The sequence below is a fragment of the Streptomyces sp. NBC_00659 genome (assembly GCF_036226925.1).
GTDB lineage: Bacteria > Actinomycetota > Actinomycetes > Streptomycetales > Streptomycetaceae > Streptomyces.
In genome coordinates this window covers 6,119,173-6,135,521 of record NZ_CP109031.1, presented here as the reverse complement: position 1 = coordinate 6,135,521, position 16,349 = coordinate 6,119,173, and the positions used below count along the sequence as shown (strand labels likewise).

Annotated in this window: 15 protein-coding genes; 5 read left to right on the top strand and 10 right to left on the bottom strand. The window is 71.6% G+C overall.

Annotated elements, in window-relative coordinates; genetic code table 11:
- Positions 1 to 21: 21 nt before the first annotated feature.
- From OG410_RS26890 to OG410_RS26865, 6 genes are all read right to left on the bottom strand, one after another.
- Positions 22 to 2,739 carry a SpoIIE family protein phosphatase gene (locus tag OG410_RS26890; RefSeq protein ID WP_329301492.1) on the bottom strand — a complete coding sequence of 906 codons (2,718 nt, stop codon included), beginning with the start codon at positions 2,737 to 2,739 and terminating at the stop codon, positions 22 to 24.
- Positions 2,740 to 2,986: 247 nt separating this feature from the next.
- Positions 2,987 to 3,418 (bottom strand): ATP-binding protein, encoded by a 432-nt coding sequence (locus OG410_RS26885; protein WP_326785716.1) that lies wholly within the window; start codon positions 3,416 to 3,418, stop codon positions 2,987 to 2,989.
- A 105-nt stretch (positions 3,419 to 3,523) separates the two neighbouring features.
- A complete protein-coding gene (locus OG410_RS26880) occupies positions 3,524 to 3,931 on the bottom strand; it encodes a (deoxy)nucleoside triphosphate pyrophosphohydrolase (protein ID WP_329301491.1) in 408 nt (135 codons plus the stop codon).
- A gap of 45 nt (positions 3,932 to 3,976) precedes the next feature.
- Positions 3,977 to 4,159, bottom strand: a complete 183-nt coding sequence (locus tag OG410_RS26875) for an SPOR domain-containing protein (RefSeq protein ID WP_329301490.1) — start codon at positions 4,157 to 4,159, stop codon at positions 3,977 to 3,979.
- A gap of 376 nt (positions 4,160 to 4,535) precedes the next feature.
- The gene (locus OG410_RS26870; RefSeq protein WP_328448645.1) at positions 4,536 to 5,288 is read right to left on the bottom strand and encodes a GntR family transcriptional regulator; all 753 of its coding nucleotides are present in this window, start codon (positions 5,286 to 5,288) and stop codon (positions 4,536 to 4,538) included.
- A 147-nt stretch (positions 5,289 to 5,435) separates the two neighbouring features.
- On the bottom strand, positions 5,436 to 6,698 hold the full coding sequence (locus tag OG410_RS26865; RefSeq protein ID WP_329301489.1) for a DUF4190 domain-containing protein: 1,263 nt from the start codon (positions 6,696 to 6,698) through the stop codon (positions 5,436 to 5,438).
- Between the two features lie 181 nt (positions 6,699 to 6,879).
- On the opposite strand from OG410_RS26865, the gene OG410_RS26860 reads away from it, so the two are divergent.
- On the top strand, positions 6,880 to 7,986 hold the full coding sequence (locus OG410_RS26860; RefSeq protein WP_329301488.1) for a threonine synthase: 1,107 nt from the start codon (positions 6,880 to 6,882) through the stop codon (positions 7,984 to 7,986).
- Between the two features lie 44 nt (positions 7,987 to 8,030).
- Here OG410_RS26860 and OG410_RS26855 read toward each other — a convergent pair whose 3' ends face one another.
- Positions 8,031 to 8,477: a MarR family winged helix-turn-helix transcriptional regulator gene (locus OG410_RS26855; protein WP_326785722.1), complete on the bottom strand. Its 447-nt coding sequence runs from the start codon at positions 8,475 to 8,477 to the stop codon at positions 8,031 to 8,033.
- A 150-nt stretch (positions 8,478 to 8,627) separates the two neighbouring features.
- On the opposite strand from OG410_RS26855, the gene OG410_RS26850 reads away from it, so the two are divergent.
- A complete protein-coding gene (locus OG410_RS26850) occupies positions 8,628 to 9,656 on the top strand; it encodes an SMP-30/gluconolactonase/LRE family protein (RefSeq protein ID WP_329301487.1) in 1,029 nt (342 codons plus the stop codon).
- Positions 9,657 to 9,744: 88 nt separating this feature from the next.
- Here the strand turns inward: OG410_RS26850 and ychF are convergent, their stop codons facing one another.
- Positions 9,745 to 10,833 carry a redox-regulated ATPase YchF gene (gene ychF, locus OG410_RS26845; protein ID WP_329301486.1) on the bottom strand — a complete coding sequence of 363 codons (1,089 nt, stop codon included), beginning with the start codon at positions 10,831 to 10,833 and terminating at the stop codon, positions 9,745 to 9,747.
- Positions 10,834 to 11,237: 404 nt separating this feature from the next.
- Here ychF and OG410_RS26840 point away from each other — a divergent pair, with 404 nt between their 5' ends.
- Positions 11,238 to 11,612 carry a DUF6542 domain-containing protein gene (locus OG410_RS26840; RefSeq protein WP_329301485.1) on the top strand — a complete coding sequence of 125 codons (375 nt, stop codon included), beginning with the start codon at positions 11,238 to 11,240 and terminating at the stop codon, positions 11,610 to 11,612.
- 136 nt (positions 11,613 to 11,748) lie between these two features.
- Here OG410_RS26840 and ppgK read toward each other — a convergent pair whose 3' ends face one another.
- Together ppgK and OG410_RS26830 are read right to left on the bottom strand one after the other, a co-directional pair.
- Complete coding sequence (ppgK, locus tag OG410_RS26835; protein WP_329301484.1) at positions 11,749 to 12,498, bottom strand: polyphosphate--glucose phosphotransferase; 750 nt, start codon at positions 12,496 to 12,498, stop codon at positions 11,749 to 11,751.
- Positions 12,499 to 12,527: 29 nt separating this feature from the next.
- Positions 12,528 to 13,532: a 4-hydroxy-3-methylbut-2-enyl diphosphate reductase gene (locus tag OG410_RS26830; RefSeq protein WP_329301483.1), complete on the bottom strand. Its 1,005-nt coding sequence runs from the start codon at positions 13,530 to 13,532 to the stop codon at positions 12,528 to 12,530.
- A gap of 100 nt (positions 13,533 to 13,632) precedes the next feature.
- On the opposite strand from OG410_RS26830, the gene OG410_RS26825 reads away from it, so the two are divergent.
- Together OG410_RS26825 and xseA are read left to right on the top strand one after the other, a co-directional pair.
- Positions 13,633 to 15,006 carry an APC family permease gene (locus tag OG410_RS26825; RefSeq protein WP_329301482.1) on the top strand — a complete coding sequence of 458 codons (1,374 nt, stop codon included), beginning with the start codon at positions 13,633 to 13,635 and terminating at the stop codon, positions 15,004 to 15,006.
- Between the two features lie 131 nt (positions 15,007 to 15,137).
- Entirely contained in the window at positions 15,138 to 16,346 is a 1,209-nt protein-coding gene (gene xseA, locus OG410_RS26820; RefSeq protein WP_329301481.1) for an exodeoxyribonuclease VII large subunit, read from the top strand.
- Positions 16,347 to 16,349: the final 3 nt, after the last annotated feature.

Sequence of the window (16,349 nt, the reverse complement as noted above, 5' to 3'; positions counted from 1 at the left end):
CAGACCCTCAGCCCTCAGCCCTCAGAACAGGCTCAGGAGCGCTGCCGCCGGGTCGGTGAGGGTCGTCTGGCCGTCCGGCAGGGGGAGTTCGAACCACACGGTCTTCCCGCGCGGGGTCCGGCGGGAGCCCCACCCGGCGGAGAGGAGGCCGACGAGCTGCAGGCCCCGCCCGCCCTCGTCGGTGTCGCGGGCGCGGCGGCGGCGCGGCTGGACGAGTCCGGCGTCCCAGACCTCGCAGACGAGGGTGCGGTCGAGGAGCAGCCGCAGCCTGATCTCGCCCTCGCCGTAGCGCAGGGCGTTCGTCACCAGCTCACTGACCAGCAGTTCCGTCGTGTCGACGAGCGGCTCCAGGTCCCAGGCGACGAGCTGGGTGCGGGTGTACTCACGGGCCCGCCCCACGCTGCGCGGCTCGCGCGGCAGGGTCCAGTCGCCGACGGACTCGGCGGGCAGCCCCTGGACACGTGCCATCAGCAGGGCGATGTCGTCCTCGCCGTGGTGGGTGTCGAGGGTGTTGAGGACGTGGTCGCAGACGTCCTCCAACGGCCTGGAGGGGTCGGTGAGGGCGCCGACGAACGCCTGGAGGCCCTCGTCGAGGGGGTGGTCGCGCGATTCGACCAGTCCATCCGTGTAGAGCGCCAACAGTGCGCCTTCGGGCAGTTCGACCTCCACCTCCTCGAAGGGCTCGCCGCCCACCCCGAGCGGCATCCCGGGCGGCACGTCGAGCATCAGCGCGGTCTCGCCGGGCTCGACGAGCACGGGCGGCAGATGGCCCGCGTTGGCGAAGGTGCACCGGCGGGTCACGGAGTCGTAGACGGCGTACACGCAGGTCGCGAGGTACACCTCGGAGAGGTCGGCGTCGCGGGGCTGACGGGCCGTACGGGTGGCCTGCTGGACCCCGCCGGGGGTGCCGAGGCCGCGCGCGATCTCGTCCAGCGCCGAGAGGACCTCGGCGGGTTCCAGGTCGAGCAGGGCCAAGGTGCGTACCGCGGTGCGCAGTTCACCCATCGCCACGGCGGCGCGCAGCCCGCGGCCCATCACGTCGCCCACCACGAGGGCAGTGCGGTGGCCGGGGAGTTCGATGACGTCGAACCAGTCGCCGCCGACCTCCGTCGCCGCGTTGCCCGGCAGATAGCGGCACGCGATGTCGAGACCGGAGGCCTCGGGGTCACCCGGGGGCAGCAGGGACCGCTGCAGGATGAGGGCGCGTTCGTGCTCGCGGCGGTACAGGCGCGCGTTGTCGATGCAGACGGCCGCGCGGGCCGCCAGCTCCACGGCCAGGGCGCGGTCGCGTTCCCCGAACGGCTCGCTGCCCTTCGTACGGGAGAACTGGGCGAGTCCCACGACCGTGTCGTGGGCGACCATCGGGACCGCGAGCGTGGACTGTATGAGGCCGCCCTCTTCGGCGGGGATGTGCTGCGGCCGGGCGGTGCGCAGGGCGTCCGCGCAGGGCGAGTTGAACGGGAAGTGGTGGACCGCGCCGACCGCGACGGGGGCCGGGCCGCCGACGAACGGGGCGTCGGAGACGGCGCTGGCGAAGGCCACCCGGCGGAGTTCGGCGCTGCCGTCCACGAGTCCTGGCGGGGCCTCGTCGCCGGCCAGCAGTCCCTGGTACAGGTCGACCGTCGCGAGGTCACAGAAGCCGGGGACCACGACGTCGAGGAGTTCGCGTGCGGTGGTCTCCAGGTCGAGGGAGTTGCCTATGCGGGCGCCCGCCTCGTTCAGCAGGGCGAGGTTGCGTCGGGCGGCGGCCGCTTCACGGGCGGCGGCGCGGCGGGAGGTGATGTCGGTTCCGAGCCAGGCGATGCCGATGGGACGGCCGCTGCCGCTGTGCACCCGGTAGAGGTTGATGGACCAGTGGCGGCGCTCGTCGGAGCCCGGGACCTGCCCGGTGACGTGCATGTCCGTGATGGAGTCGCCGGTCTCCAGCACCCGGCGCAGCACCGCCGTCACCCGCTCCGCCTCCGCGTGCGGGAGATAGTCGTGGACGCCCTTGCCGCGGTGGTCGTCGACGCTGCCGCCGAAGATCGAGGCGAATCGCTGGTTGGCGCGCCGGACACGAAGGTCCGTGTCGATCAGCAGGAACCCGAAGGGAGATTGACCGAAAATCGCCTGCGAGGCGGCGAGGTCCGTCTCGATCGTCCGCAGGGTACGGACGTCCACCACGATGCATACGGCGGCCCGCTCACCGTGTTCGGTGGTCGTCGGCATCACGTAGACCTCGGCGAGGCCCTCCCTGCCGCCCAAGTCCTCGGCGCCGTCGCCGGCGTCCCCGGAGGGGGGTGTGCGGAAGGGCACCAGCCCGGTCCACTCGCGGCCGTCCAGGATCTCCGCCATCTTCCGCTGACCGGACTCCCGCCGGTCCGCGCTGACGAACGCCTCGATGGGATCCAGGCCGACGGCCCGCTCCGCCGGGATGCCGAAGAGCTGCTCGGCCCGCAGACTCCACTGGTCGACGAGCCCGTCCGCGCCGATGGAGAAGGAGGCGGCCTTGATGTAGTCGTAGATCGAACCGGGCGGACTGCTCTGCCACATCGCGTCACCCGGCACCTCGCCGGTCTCATCGGTCTCGTCCGCGGACGTACCGGCCGCCGCGTCGTCCGACGCGTCGCCCGTGGTGCGGTCCGTGACGCCGTCCGCGGCCTCGCCGGGAACCGCGCGCGCGAAATCTCCCGCCGCATCAGCCCTCGCGCCGTCCGACGGGTCCTCGGACTCCGTGGCCTTCGCTGGTATCTCGCTCACGCGAACCGTCCCCTCCAGCTCACCGCGTCCGGCACCGGTCACCGGGGGCGGCTGCCCGCAGTATCCAGCACTACGGTGCCGCGCGACACGGTGTTCACGATCACAGCACGGTCCCGATGGTTTTTGGACCGGCCGCGACATACTCCCAGTCTTCTAACCAGGTGGCACCCCGTCGAACCACACAACGCGACACCGGTCGGGAGCATGATCCGGCCGTACGCCGCGCGGGCGTCCCGGCCTCCGTGTCTCAGTCCGGCACGGTCAGCTCGAACCAGACCGTCTTGCCGGTGTCCGCGGGCCATGTGCCCCAGCGTCTGCAGGAGCCGGCCAGGAGTTGGAGTCCGCGGCCGCTCTCGTCGGAGGTGTCGGCGGCCCGTTCGCGGGGCGGGTCGGGCAGCGGGTCGGAGACCTCGACGCGCAGAGCGCCCGGCACGTCCTCGGGGCGTACGAGGCGGACGCCGATCGGGCCCGTGGCGTGCCGGAGCGAGTTCGTCACCAGTTCGCTGACCAGGAGTGCGGTGATGTCGCCGAGGGATTCGAGATCCCAGTCGCGGAGTTGTCCCCGGACGACGGAGCGGGCGGTGCGGACGGCACCGGGCTCCGCGGGAAAGGTCCACTCGGCGCAGTAGCCGTCAGTGTCGATCAAGCCGATCACTTCCCAGACCAGAAACCCACCCATGCCCGGTTTCGGGTGGTTAAGGGGCACATACCCGGTATCGGTGGAGCTTTACCGCGCCGGGGGCACACTATGGCGCGAACGGCGCACAAGCGGGCACCCGGGTCGTCACACGCCCGGATCGAGCCACGGCAGTGCGCCCTTGACCGCCGGCACGTCCTGGTCCAGCCAGTCCACGTCCCAGATCTCCCCGGGGGTCAGCCAGCGCAGCTCGTCATGGTCCTGAAGGGGCTCCGGTTCGGCCGAGCCGGGCAGCAGCCGGGCGGCCCACACCACCAGGACGTATCCCGGCTTCAGCGGCCACTCGCCGGGGACGCGCTCCAGCGCCAGGATGTCGACGCCGAGCTCCTCGCGCAGTTCACGCACAAGGGCGCGTTCGGAGGTCTCGCCCGGCTCGACCTTGCCGCCGGGCAGCTCCCAGCGCCCGGCGAGGTCGGGGGGCGCACTGCGGCGGGCGGCGAGCAGGCGCCCGCCGCGCACCAGGGCGCCCGCGACCACCACGATCCGTTCCGTCATGCGCCGGAGCCTACGGGAGCGGGAGGGGGCCCGGCTCCCGGTGGATCACGGGGTTCCGTTCGGCCCGATCCGCTCGACCCAGTAGAGCTGCTTGTGCCCGCGGTCGTCGAGACTGTCCGCGATCTTCTGGGCCTCGGCGCGCGTCGCGTACCTGCCCACGCGATAGCGATTGCCGTTGTCGTCCTGCCGTATGACGAGCCAGGGAAGCGTGATCGTGCTGTCGTTCATAGAGCCCCTCCACTTCCCGCCCCGGGCCCCCGTCGAACCCCGCATTCCATCGAAACCGCAGTACGCATATGCCCGAGCGTACGCCTTACCTTCACGCAGCGAACACGGATTTACACAAAGAGGTACGCAACCGGCCAGTAAGGAGCGGCGCCCCGGGGGGCGCACGCCACCGAACGCGCCGCTCACGACTCCTCGCGGGTCCTCGAGCAGGGCGAAGTCGTTCCCCGGTCCGTCACTTGAGAAAGGCCAGATTCCAACCGGGCCCACGGGCGGCCCCGTTGAGGCGCGGGCACCCGCGCCGACACGCGAGCCCACCAGGCCCTACGGAACGCCGTACGCGACACCGGGCGAGGTGGCGTACAGAAGTGACGCGCTGTCACTTCACCGGCAGGTGGTAGGCGATCCGGTAGCGGTCCGCCGGGACCACCACGTCCGCCGTCTCCACCGGCCGGCCCGAGGCGAAGAAGGTGCGCTGGATGACGACGACCACATGGCCGGGCACGCCGCCCAGCGCCAGGAGTTCCTCGGCGAGGCCGGGGCGCGCGCCCACCTCCTCGGTGACGTTGTCCACGATCACGTCGATGGCCGCCATCCGCTCGACGACACCCATGCCGCCGAGCGGGCCCTCCTCGGGGAGCATCACCGGCGTACGTCCGGTCACGGCGAGCGGCTCCCAGGAGGTGGACAGCATCATCGCCTCACCGCCGTCGCGGTAGACGTAGTTCGTGCACATCACGCGGTCGCCGGGCTGGATGGCCAGCCGCTCGGCGATCGCGCCGCTCGCCTCGACCTGCCGGCTGTGGGACTCCCAGGTGCCGCGCACCGCGAAGTCCGCCTGCTCCTGGCGGAAGGGGGTGGCGCCGTTGTCCGGCCGGTACCCGGAGCGGGCGACGCGGCGCGGCACCGGCCGCTCGCGGACATAGGTGCCCGAACCGGAGCGGCCCTCGACCAGCCCCTCGGCCATGAGCACCTTGCGCGCCTCCAGGGCGACCGTGTCCGAGACTCCGTACTCCTCGCGGATCCTGGCCTGCGAGGGAAGCCGGGTGTGCGGGGGCAGCGAGCCGTCGACGATCTTCTTGCGGAGATCACCCGCGACACGCAGGTACGCCGGCTGCTCACCGAAAGTCACTTAGCCGCTCCCATCAGGTTGTACAGACAGCAACAGCGTGGCAACCGTGGGTTGTGCCATGCAAGCAAAGGCCAGAGAATCACTCGATGTGATGACGCAGCCCCTTGAGGGCATTACGCAGGCACTTTCTCCCCACTGTGGCTGCCGTCACACCTCGATTCCGGCACCGTCTTCGCCACCGCTACCGGTGCCCCCGCCGCCGTGGTCCTCAGGCGGGGTGGTGGCGAGCCCCAGAGCCTTGCGGGTGGTGACCGCCTTCCTCGGGTCGATGAGCTTCAGCGCCTTCTCGTAGTGCGCGGAGAAGGTGTCCGCGTCCTGCGCGTCCGCGGCCTTGACCCACTCCTTCGCCGAGCGCTCCAGGTCCTTGGCCAGGGCGGCGACCGGCTTGGCCGCGCCCGGTGCGAACCGGTGGGCGGGCAGCCCGTCCGCCTCCCCCGCGAGCGTCTTCGAGACCTGGTCCGCCCACTCCTTGTAGCCGGGCAGGTCGTCGTCGATGTACTCGGCGTCGGGCATCGCGGCCAGCGCGTTGTCGATGGCCGCCGCCGAGCTCAGATAGGAGTACTGGTCGGAGTCCAGCGTGAGCCGGTCCTTGCGCAGGGAGCCCGTCAGACCGCCCGTCTCGTCGGCGTCCCCGAACAGGCAGCTCACCTCGCGGTCGCCGCGGAGCCAGCTCTGCGACGTCGGCGTGAAGGAGTACACGCCGACGTTCTCCGGGACGGCCCAGGAGTCCATCGCGTACGTGTTCCGGAGCACGGAGCACCGCCGGTCGGCCTCGTCGGCGAGCGCGTCGTCCCCGGGGTAGTCGGCTTCGGACATCTCGAAGTCGGCGAACACCTCGGCGTCGTGCCCGCCCGAACACGGCACCTTGTCGACGTCGACCGCCAGACCCTTCAGCGAGCCGCTCGGCGTGTCGAAGCACTCGCCCACCTCCAGCGAGAACGCGGAGTCCCCCGAGCCGCCCGCCCCGTCCTTGAAGCCCTCCCAGAAGTCGCGCGCTCCCCCGGTCGCGACCATGAGCGCGAGCAGCACGACACCGACCGACGACAGCACGATGCCGGCCACCGCCATGCCCTTGCCGCGCTCACCGCGCCTCTTGATCTGGACGAGCGCCGCGATCCCGAGCACCAGCCCGACGGCGGGCAGGAAGCAGAGAACACCGAGGACCAGCGCCGCGATCGCGAGCCCGTTGAAGGGAACGGGCCGGTTGTACGGGGAGTAGCCCTGCCCCCAGGGCTGATACGGGCCCGCGTACGGGGACTGCTGGTACGGCCCCTGTTGGTACGGCCCCTGCGGGTACGGCCCCTGCGGGAAGGGTCCTTGGGGGTGCGGAGCCTGCGGGTACGGAGGCGTCCCCGGCGGCGGGTACGGCCCCTCGGGCTGCTGCGGGCCGGGCGGCGGGGGTATGGCCACGGTTTCCCTTGCTCCTCATCCGTCCGTTATGGAACGCGCATACGACTGCCGAATGACTGGGCGCATCGTAAGCACGGCACGGACGGGATCCCTACGGGGCTGCCCGGTCTGCCGCCGGGGCGCGGCCGCTCAGGAACGCGCGGAACGGTCCCTTCCCCGGCCTCGCGTCTAACCTGCACCCATGACTGCACTGCCGGACTGCTTCTGCCCGACGGACGGCACGCGTGTACCCGCCGGCTCGCTCGCCTGGTGCTGCCCGGTCTGCCGCGGCCCGCTCGACCTGGACTTCACCCCGACGCCGGCTCCCCTCGCGTCCCTCACCGGCCGGGTGAACTCGATGTGGCGGTACGCGGAGTGCCTGCCGCTGGCCTCGCCCACGGTCAGCCTCGGCGAGGGCCGCACTCCCCTGGTCCCCCTGGGCGAACGCGTCCTCGCCAAGCTCGACTTCCTGATGCCGACACTGTCGTTCAAGGACCGCGGGGCCGTACTGCTGGCCGAACTGGCGCTGCGGCTCGGGCCCCGCCAGGTGCTCGCGGACAGCAGCGGGAACGCGGGCACGGCGCTCGCCGCGTACTGCGCCCGGGCCGGGCTGCCGTGCACCGTGTACGTCCCCGAGAGCACCTCCGCCAAGAAGCTGGAGCAGATCGAGGCGCACGGGGCACGGCTGCGGGTGGTCGAGGGCGACCGCGAGGCGACGGCACGCGCGGCGCGCGAGACGGCCGACGAGGACGGCGTGTTCTATGCCTCGCACGTCTTCAACCCGTACTTCCTGCACGGCACGAAGACGTACGTCCACGAACTCTGGGAGGACCTCGGCGGACGTCTGCCCGACGTCCTCGTGCTGCCGGTCGGCAACGGCACCCTGCTCCTCGGCGCCGCCCTCGCGGTGGCCGAACTGCACGCGGCGGGGCTGATCGACAAGAGACCCGCCCTGTACGCCGTCCAGGCCGCCGCGGTCGCCCCACTGGCCCGGGCGTGGTCCGAGGGGGCCGACGATCTCGTCGGTGTCACTCCGCCGGCGCCCACGTTCGCCGAGGGCATCGCGATCCCGCACCCGCTGAGGGCCCGCCAGATCCTGAGCGCGGTACGCGCCTCCGGGGGCGCCTTCCTGACCGTGACGGAGGACCAGATCCGCCACGCACAGTCGGATCTCGCCGGGCGCGGGCTGTACGTGGAGTCGACGGGCGTGGCCTGCTGGGCGGCGGTCCGTGAGGGCGCCCTCGGCCGACGGGAGGCCGTGGTGCCGCTGTGCGGTGCCGGCGTGAAGACAGGCATGGCGCGCGCCTGATCCCGGGGTCGGCCCGGACCAGGGAGTTTCGCCGGGAGCGCCCCTCAGGGGCGGGGGCGTTCCTTCTCCAGGACCGCGACGCACCGGCCGAGCAGGGCGGCGATGGTGTCGCGCTCCTCGGCGGTGAACTCGGCGGCCAAGGCGCGCTCGACCCGTACGGCGCGGGCGTCGGCGTCGGCGAGCGCCGTCCTGCCCTCGTCGGTGAGCCGGGTCTCCAGGACGTTCTTGTGCCAGGCGTGCGGGGTGCGCTCGATGAGGCCGCGGTCCTGGAGGTTGTTCAGGACCGTGTTCATGGTCGGCGGTGTGACCAGGCAGAGGCGGGCCAGCGCGGCGGCCGAGATGCCGGGGTTCTCACTGAGGTGGAGCAGCGCCGCGTACTGGGCGACGGTCACGCCCGCCGGTTTGAGCACCGCGGCCTTGGTCGCACCGAGGGCCTGCTCGGCCCGCTTGAGGTGGGAGCCGAGGCGCTCGGACACGGGCATGGACGTCATCTCCGCATGGTAGCCGCGGATCGTACGGGCGATACGACGATGAGCCCCCACCCATCAGTAAAGACATTGACGACCATTAGAGCTCTAACATACGTTCGTACTCATCGCTCAGCTCGTCGACGTCCGAGATGCAGACCGAGAGGTTCCGCCGTGTCCCGTTCGATCCAGCGCCGCACCTTCCTGACCGCCACCGCCTCCGCCATCGCGGCGACCGCCGCGGGCGCCCCGCCCGCGAGCGCCGCACCCGGCCTCTCCACGGCCCCGGTCTCCACCCCCCGTAGCTCCAACCGCCGTATCTCCACCGCCTTCGAACTTCCCGACGACCACGCCTACCCGGAAGGCATCGCCGCCGACCCGCGCACCGGAGCCCTGTACGTGGGCTCGTACAGCACCGGTGCCGTCTACCGCGCGGCGCCCGGACGCCGTGCGGCCGAGACCTTCCTGCCCCCGGGCGCGGACGGCCGGAACACCGCGAACGGGCTGAAGGTCGACGGGTCCAGCCGTCTCTGGGTGACCGACTCGACGGCCGGGGTCGCCGTCTACGAGGTACGCACCCGCGCCCTGCTGGCCCGCTTCGACGTCCCCGGTGACGCGCCGCGTTTCGTCAACGACCTGGCGATCGCCGCGGACGGCAGCGCCTACCTGACGGACAGCGTGCGCGAGGTCGTCTACCGGGTGACACCGGCCGAGCTCGCCCGGGCCGCGGCCCACGGCGGTCGTGCCACGCTCACACCCGCCTACGACTTCGGCGGCATCCTGGCCCCGCACCCGGCCGGCACGTTCACCCTGAACGGCATCGCCGCCGGGGACCGCTGCTTGTTCACCGTCGACATGACCGGGGGCGCCCTCTACCGGGTGGACCTCATCACCGGCAGGATCCACCAAGTCGCCCTGCACGGAGGTGACCTGGTGAACGGCGATGGACTGGAACTGGTCGGCACCACCTTGTGGGCCGCCCTCAACAGGACCGACACGATCACCCGCTGGCGCCTGTCGGCGGACGGCACCGCGGCCCGTCTGGAGCGCAGCCTCACCGATCCCGCGCTCCAGATCCCGACCACGCTGGTGCGCCACGACGGCCGCACACTCGTCGTCCGCTCCCAGTTCGACAAGGGCGGACCGATGGGACCGGGCACACCCGAGACACCGTTCACCGTGGCGTGGGTACGGGGCATCTGAACACAAAGCAAGGGGCCGACCCCGGAGGAGTCGGCCCCTTTTGACCTGCATGTTTGCCGCGTCAGCGGCGTGGTGTCCCCTCGTCCGGTCAGACGTTGAAGCGGAACTCCACCACGTCCCCGTCCTGCATGACGTACTCCTTGCCCTCCATGCGGGCCTTGCCCTTGGCGCGGGCCTCGGCGACCGAGCCGGTCTCGACCAGGTCGGCGAAGGAGATGACCTCGGCCTTGATGAAGCCCTTCTGGAAGTCGGTGTGGATGACACCGGCGGCCTCGGGGGCGGTGGCGCCCTTCTTGATGGTCCAGGCGCGGGATTCCTTGGGGCCGGCCGTCAGGTAGGTCTGCAGGCCGAGGGTGTTGAAGCCGACGCGGGCGAGGGTGGCCATGCCCGGCTCCTCGACGCCGACCGACTCCAGGAGCTCCCTCGCGTCCTCCTCGTCGAGCTCGGCGAGGTCCGCCTCCAGCTTGGCGTTGAGGAAGATCGCCTCGGCGGGGGCTACCAGGGCGCTCTGCTCGGCCTTGAAGTCGTCGTCGACCAGCTCGTCCTCGTCCACGTTGAAGACGTAGAGGAACGGCTTGGTGGTGAGCAGGTGCAGGTCGTGCAGCAGCTCCTCGTTGCCGGAGCCCTGGACGATGCCCGCGGAGAAGAGGGTGTCGCCCCGCTCCAGGATCGCCTGGGCCGCCTCGACCGCCGCGACCTTCGGGCCGACGTCCTTCTTGATGCGCGACTCCCTCTGGAGGCGCGGCAGGACCTTCTCGATCGTCTGGAGGTCCGCGAGGATCAGCTCGGTGTTGATCGTCTCGATGTCGTCCTTGGGCGAGACCTTGCCGTCGACGTGCACGACGTTCTCGTCCTTGAAGGCGCGGATGACCTGGCAGATCGCGTCGGACTCACGGATGTTCGCGAGGAACTTGTTGCCCAGGCCCTCACCCTCGGACGCGCCCTTCACGATGCCCGCGATGTCGACGAAGTCGACGGTCGCCGGGAGGATCTTCTGCGAGGAGAAGATCTCGGCCAGTTTGGTGAGACGGGCGTCCGGGACGCCGACCACACCGACATTCGGCTCGATCGTGGCGAACGGGTAGTTGGCCGCGAGCACGTCGTTCTTGGTCAGGGCGTTGAACATGGTCGACTTGCCGACATTGGGCAGACCGACGATTCCGATCGTGAGCGACACGTTGCGACTTCCCGTACGAGAGGATGGGCGAAGGGCCCTCCAGAAGAGCGGGCCGATCCACCAGTCTACGGCGTGACCCGGCTCCCGCCCGCGAGGTATCGAACGCATGGCCAAGCTCTTTCCACGGCCTCGCCTTCGGCTGGTCTCCGGCGTGTCCGAGGAGCCATTCCACACATAAAACGACCTAAGTTGGTCCAGTGGAGCAACACAGGACGCGTCCCCCTCAGTACAGACCGCGACGCGGGGCACCTGTTCCGGCACAGTCCGGGCGGGCCGCGGGCGGCGGTGTCCGACGGGAGGGCCCGGCGGCGCGGCGGCCCGCGCCCGCGGGTGTCCGGCAGCCGCGCCGGACGTCGCGCCCGCGGCTGACCGGGCTCGGCGGCGGCCTCTTCTGCGGCGCGACGATGTTCGCGCTCGCCTGCCTCGACCACCTGCTGTTCGACGGGTCGGCGACCGTGTACGGGGTGCTGTTCCTGCCGGTGTGCGTGCTGACCGCGCTGTGGGTGCGGCCCGGCGACCTGGTGACCGCCCCCGTGGTCGTACCGATCGCCTTCGCCTTCGGGCTGCCGCCGATCACCGACGGCGGAGGAGGCGGCTTCGGCGCCAGCCTCATGGGCCTGGTCACCGCCCTCGCCCTCCAGGCGGGCTGGCTGTACGGGGGAACGCTGGCCGCGGTCCTCGTCGTGACCGTCCGCCGGGTCGGCCTGATGTCCCGCCGCCGGGCCGCCCGGCGGCGGGACCGGACACACGGCGTGCCGCCCGGCAGACAGGCCCGCTGAACGGGCACGCCGATCCGGCCCGCTGATCCGGCCCGATGTTCCGGCCCGCTGAACGTCGTACCGTCGCGGCCCTCGTATCCTCGCGGGCCGCGTCGCCGTCGCCGCCCGATGCCGCCGTCGCCCGGCGGCATCGCGGCTACCGGCCGATCTGCGCCGCCCGCATCGCCGCGCCCACGATCCCGGCGTTGTTCTGGAGCTGCGCGGGGACGATCTCGGCCTTGATGTCCTGGATCAGCGGCAGGAACTTGTCGGCCTTGCGGCTGACACCTCCGCCGATGATGAAGAGTTCCGGGGAGAAGAGCATCTCGACATGGGCGAGGTACTTGGTGACGCGGCGCGACCAGTGTTCCCAGGTCAGTTCGTGGTCGTCCTTGGCCTTGGTGGAGGCCCGCTTCTCGGCGTCGTGGCCGTTCAGCTCGAGGTGGCCCAGCTCGGTGTTCGGGACCAGCTCGCCTTCGGTGAAGACGGCGCTGCCGATGCCGGTGCCGAAAGTGAGCAGGATGACCGTGCCCCGGCGGCCCTTCCCCGCGCCGAACTCCATCTCGGCGACACCCGCCGCGTCCGCGTCGTTCAGCACGGTCACCGGCAGGCCGCCCAGCCGCCCGCCGAGCAACGCGCCCGCGTCGGTGTCGATCCAGGACTTGTCGACGTTGGCCGCCGTACGGATCGTGGAACCACCGGTCACCACACCGGGGAACGTGATGCCCACCGGGCCCGTCCAGCCGAAGTGGTCGATGACGTCCTTCACGCCGTCGGCCACCGCGTCGGGCGTCGCCGGGTGCGGGGTGAGCACCTTGTGGCGCTCCTCCGCCAGGTCCCCGCGATCAAGGTCCACAGGGGCACCCTTGATCCCGGATCCGCCAATGTCCACACCGAAGATCTTCATGGCTCTACGTTACGACGTACGGCTGACCGTCACTTCCCGGACGGACCACCCGTACGCGCCTCCACCAGCGCGGCCGCCTCGGCGCGCAGGTCGCGGCGCAGCTCCTTGGGGAGCGAGAAGGTGATGGACTCCTCGGCGGCCTTGACGATCTCCACGTCCTCGAAGCCGTGCCCCGACAGCCGTTCCAGGACCTGCTCGACGAGGACCTCGGGGACGGAGGCACCGGAGGTGACACCGACGGTGTTCACGCCCTCCAGCCAGGCCTCGTCGATCTCCTCGGCGAAGTCCACCAGGTACGCGGCGCGGGCGCCGGCCAGCTTGGCGACCTCGACCAGACGGACCGAGTTGGAGGAGTTGCGCGATCCGACCACGATGACCAGCTCGGCCTCCGCGCCCATCTGCTTCACGGCGAGCTGACGGTTCTGCGTGGCGTAGCAGATGTCGTCGCTCGGCGGGGAGATGAGGAGGGGGAACTTCTCCTTCAGGGCGTCGACCGTCTCCATGGTCTCGTCGACGGAGAGGGTGGTCTGGGAGAGCCAGACGACCTTGGAGGGGTCGCGGACCTCGACCTTGGCGACGTCGCCGGGGCCGTCGACCAGGGTGATGTGGTCGGGGGCCTCTCCGGAGGTGCCGATGACCTCTTCGTGGCCCTCGTGCCCGATGAGGAGGATGTCGAAGTCCTCGTTCGCGAAGCGGACGGCTTCCTTGTGGACCTTGGTGACCAGCGGGCACGTCGCGTCGATGGTGGCGAGCTTGCCGGCGGCGGCCTCGTCGTGGACGACGGGGGAGACGCCGTGTGCCGAGAACATGACGATGGACCCCTCGGGGACCTCCGCCGTCCGCTCGACGAAGATCGCGCCCTTCTTCTCCAGGGTCTGCACGACGTACTTGTTGTGGACGATCTCGTGACGGACGTAGATCGGAGCCCCGTACTGCTCGAGGGCCTTCTCCACGGCGATCACGGCGCGGTCCACGCCCGCGCAGTAGCCACGGGGGGCGGCGAGCAGGACACGGCGGCCAGGCGAAGCGGTCATGCCCCCATCGTAAGGCCGCGCCCGGCGGGTCAGGGATCGCCTCCTCGGAGAGACTGTGGGCAGCCGCTGGGGTGGGACCAGGCGATTCCCGGGAGGCACGATGTCCGACGCGCGGGCCACCGCCGGCACGGACCCGGCGGAGCAGCGGCTGCGGCGCAGCCTCGGCTTCCGGGACCTGGTCGTCTACGGGCTGCTGTTCATCGCCCCGATGGCCCCGGTCGGGGTCTTCGGAGCGCTGGACGCGAGGTCGCACGGGGCGGTGGCGCTGGTCTACGTCGTCGCGACGGCGGCCATGGCGTTCACCGCCTTCAGCTACGCCCAGATGGTCCGGGTGGTCCCCCAGGCGGGTTCGGTGTTCGCCTACGCGCGCGCGGGGCTCGGCCCGGAGGCCGGGTTCGTCGCGGGGTGGATGGTGATGCTGGACTATCTGCTCATTCCGGCGGTGGCCTATCTGTTCTCCGGGATCGCCATGAACGCGCTGGTCCCGGAGGTGTCCCGGTGGGTGTGGACCACGCTCGCCGTCGTCGTCACGACGTTCCTCAATCTGCGGGGGGTCCGCACGGCGGCGCGCGTCGGCTTTCTGGTGCTCGCGATGGAGATCGTGGTCCTCGTCGTCTTCGTCGTGGCGGCGGCCGTGGTCCTCGCGCGCGACGGCGCGCGGCGCGACTGGCTGTCCCCGCTGTCGGGTGACGGCACCCAGGGCGCGTTCGCGCTGTCGGCGGTCGTCGGCGCCGTCTCGGTCGCCGTCCTGTCCTTCCTCGGCTTCGACGCGATCGCCTCCTTCGCCGAGGAGGTCACGGGCGGTTCGGAGAAGGTGGCCCGGGCGGTGCTGTTCTGTCTGGCGCTGGCGGGTGTGCTGTTCATCGCGCAGACGTATCTGGCGGCCCTGCTGGAGCCGCTGCCGTCCGCGCGGCTCGCCGCCGACCCCGCCCTTCAGGGTCCGGCCTTCTACGACGCCGTGGACGCTTCCGTCGGCTCGTGGCTGCACAACCTGGTCGCCGTGAGCAAGGCGATCGGCGCGGCGTTCGCGGCGCTGGCCGGGCAGGCCGCGGCCGGGCGGATCGTCTTTGCGATGGCCCGGGACCGGAGGCTGCCGCGGGTGCTGGCGCGGACCGGCTCCGGGGTGCCGCGGGCGGCCCTGTCGTGCGCCGCGGTGATCACTCTGGTCGCCGCGGTCTGGGCGGCGCGCCGCGACGACGGCCTCGACAAGCTGGTCTCGGTGGTCGACATCGGCGCCCTGACAGCGTTCACGCTGCTGCACGCGTCGGTGGTGGGCTGGTTCGCCGTACGGCACCGGGGCGGGCCGGTGGTGTGGTGGCGGCACGTCCTCCTGCCCGTACTGGGGGCCGCGATCACCGTCGCGGTGATCATCGAGGCGTCGGGAACGGCTCAGGTGGCGGGTCTCGTGTGGCTGGCGGCGGGCCTGGTGGTGCTGCTCGCCCAACGGGGGCGAGCCGGGTCCGCGGCCGGGTGACGCGCCGTACCGCGCGGCTGCCGTCCGCCGCGTTCCGGTCGGGACGGGCCCGGGGTACGGGGTACGGAGTACGGGTGTCCGACCCGCACCAGGCGCGGGGCGTTGTCGGTGGCGGCCACTAGGCTCGGCGCATGGCTCTCAACACGTCCGCGGACGCTCCGCTGCCCGTCGGAGAGGTGTCACGGCTCATCGGGGGATGGATCGACCGGCTCGGCGCGGTGTGGGTCGAGGGGCAGATCACCCAGTTGTCGCGGCGCCCCGGCGCGGGCGTCGTCTTCCTGACACTGCGCGATCCGTCGCACGACATCTCGGTGAGCGTGACCTGCTACCGCCAGGTCTTCGACGCGGTCGCCGACGTCGTGACCGAGGGCGCCCGGGTGGTCGTCCACGCCAAACCGGAGTGGTACGCGCCGCGCGGGCAGCTCTCCCTGCGGGCCGCCGAGATCAAGCCGGTGGGCGTGGGGGAACTCCTCGCCCGCCTCGAACAGCTGAAGAAGTCGCTGGCGGCCGAGGGGCTCTTCGCCGCCGATCGCAAGAAGGCGCTGCCGTTCCTGCCGCAGCTCATCGGGCTGGTGTGCGGGCGCGCGTCGGCGGCCGAGCGGGACGTGCTGGAGAACGCGCGGCGCCGCTGGCCCGCCGTCCGCTTCGAGGTCCGCAATGTCGCCGTGCAGGGCGTCCACGCCGTACCGCAGGTCGTACAGGCGGTGAAGGAGCTGGACGCGCTCGACGAGGTCGACGTGATCGTCGTGGCACGGGGCGGCGGCAGCGTGGAGGACCTGCTGCCGTTCTCCGACGAGCAGCTGGTCCGCGCGGTCGCGGCCTGCCGCACCCCGGTCGTGTCGGCGATCGGGCACGAGCCGGACAGCCCGCTGCTCGACCTCGTGGCCGACCTGCGGGCCTCCACGCCGACCGACGCGGCCAAGAAGGTCGTGCCGGACGTCGGGGAGGAGTACGAGCGGGTGCGGTTCCTGCGGGACCGGGCGCGGCGCTGCGTGGGGTCGTTCATCGACCGCGAGGAGCGCGGCCTCGCGCACACGCTGGCCCGGCCCTCGATGGAGGATCCGCACCGGATGGTCGACGAGCGGGCGGACCAGGTCTCCGCCCTGCTCGACCGGGGCCGGCGCACCGTCGGGCATCTGCTGGACCGCGCGGACTCGGAGCTGACGCACACCCACGCGCGCGTGGTGGCCCTCTCCCCCGCGGCGACCCTCCAGCGCGGGTACGCGGTGCTGCAACGGGCGGACGGTCATGTGGTCCGGGACCCGGCCGAGGTGGCGGCGGACGAGACGCTGCGGGCGCGGGTCGCCGAGGGTGAATTCACGGTTCGAGTCGATGCATAGGGT

Excerpts from the sequence above, each read along its gene's own strand:
- OG410_RS26885 (WP_326785716.1), bottom strand. The coding sequence starts at position 3,418 with ATGGGTGGGTTTCTGGTCTGGGAAGTGATCGGCTTGATCGACACTGAC.
- OG410_RS26880 (WP_329301491.1), bottom strand. The coding sequence starts at position 3,931 with ATGACGGAACGGATCGTGGTGGTCGCGGGCGCCCTGGTGCGCGGCGGG.
- OG410_RS26875 (WP_329301490.1), bottom strand. The coding sequence starts at position 4,159 with ATGAACGACAGCACGATCACGCTTCCCTGGCTCGTCATACGGCAGGAC.
- OG410_RS26860 (WP_329301488.1), top strand. The coding sequence starts at position 6,880 with ATGACTGCACTGCCGGACTGCTTCTGCCCGACGGACGGCACGCGTGTA.
- OG410_RS26855 (WP_326785722.1), bottom strand. The coding sequence starts at position 8,477 with ATGACGTCCATGCCCGTGTCCGAGCGCCTCGGCTCCCACCTCAAGCGG.
- OG410_RS26840 (WP_329301485.1), top strand. The coding sequence starts at position 11,238 with ATGTTCGCGCTCGCCTGCCTCGACCACCTGCTGTTCGACGGGTCGGCG.
- ppgK (WP_329301484.1), bottom strand. The coding sequence starts at position 12,498 with ATGAAGATCTTCGGTGTGGACATTGGCGGATCCGGGATCAAGGGTGCC.
- OG410_RS26830 (WP_329301483.1), bottom strand. The coding sequence starts at position 13,532 with ATGACCGCTTCGCCTGGCCGCCGTGTCCTGCTCGCCGCCCCCCGTGGC.
- OG410_RS26825 (WP_329301482.1), top strand. The coding sequence starts at position 13,633 with ATGTCCGACGCGCGGGCCACCGCCGGCACGGACCCGGCGGAGCAGCGG.
- xseA (WP_329301481.1), top strand. The coding sequence starts at position 15,138 with ATGGCTCTCAACACGTCCGCGGACGCTCCGCTGCCCGTCGGAGAGGTG.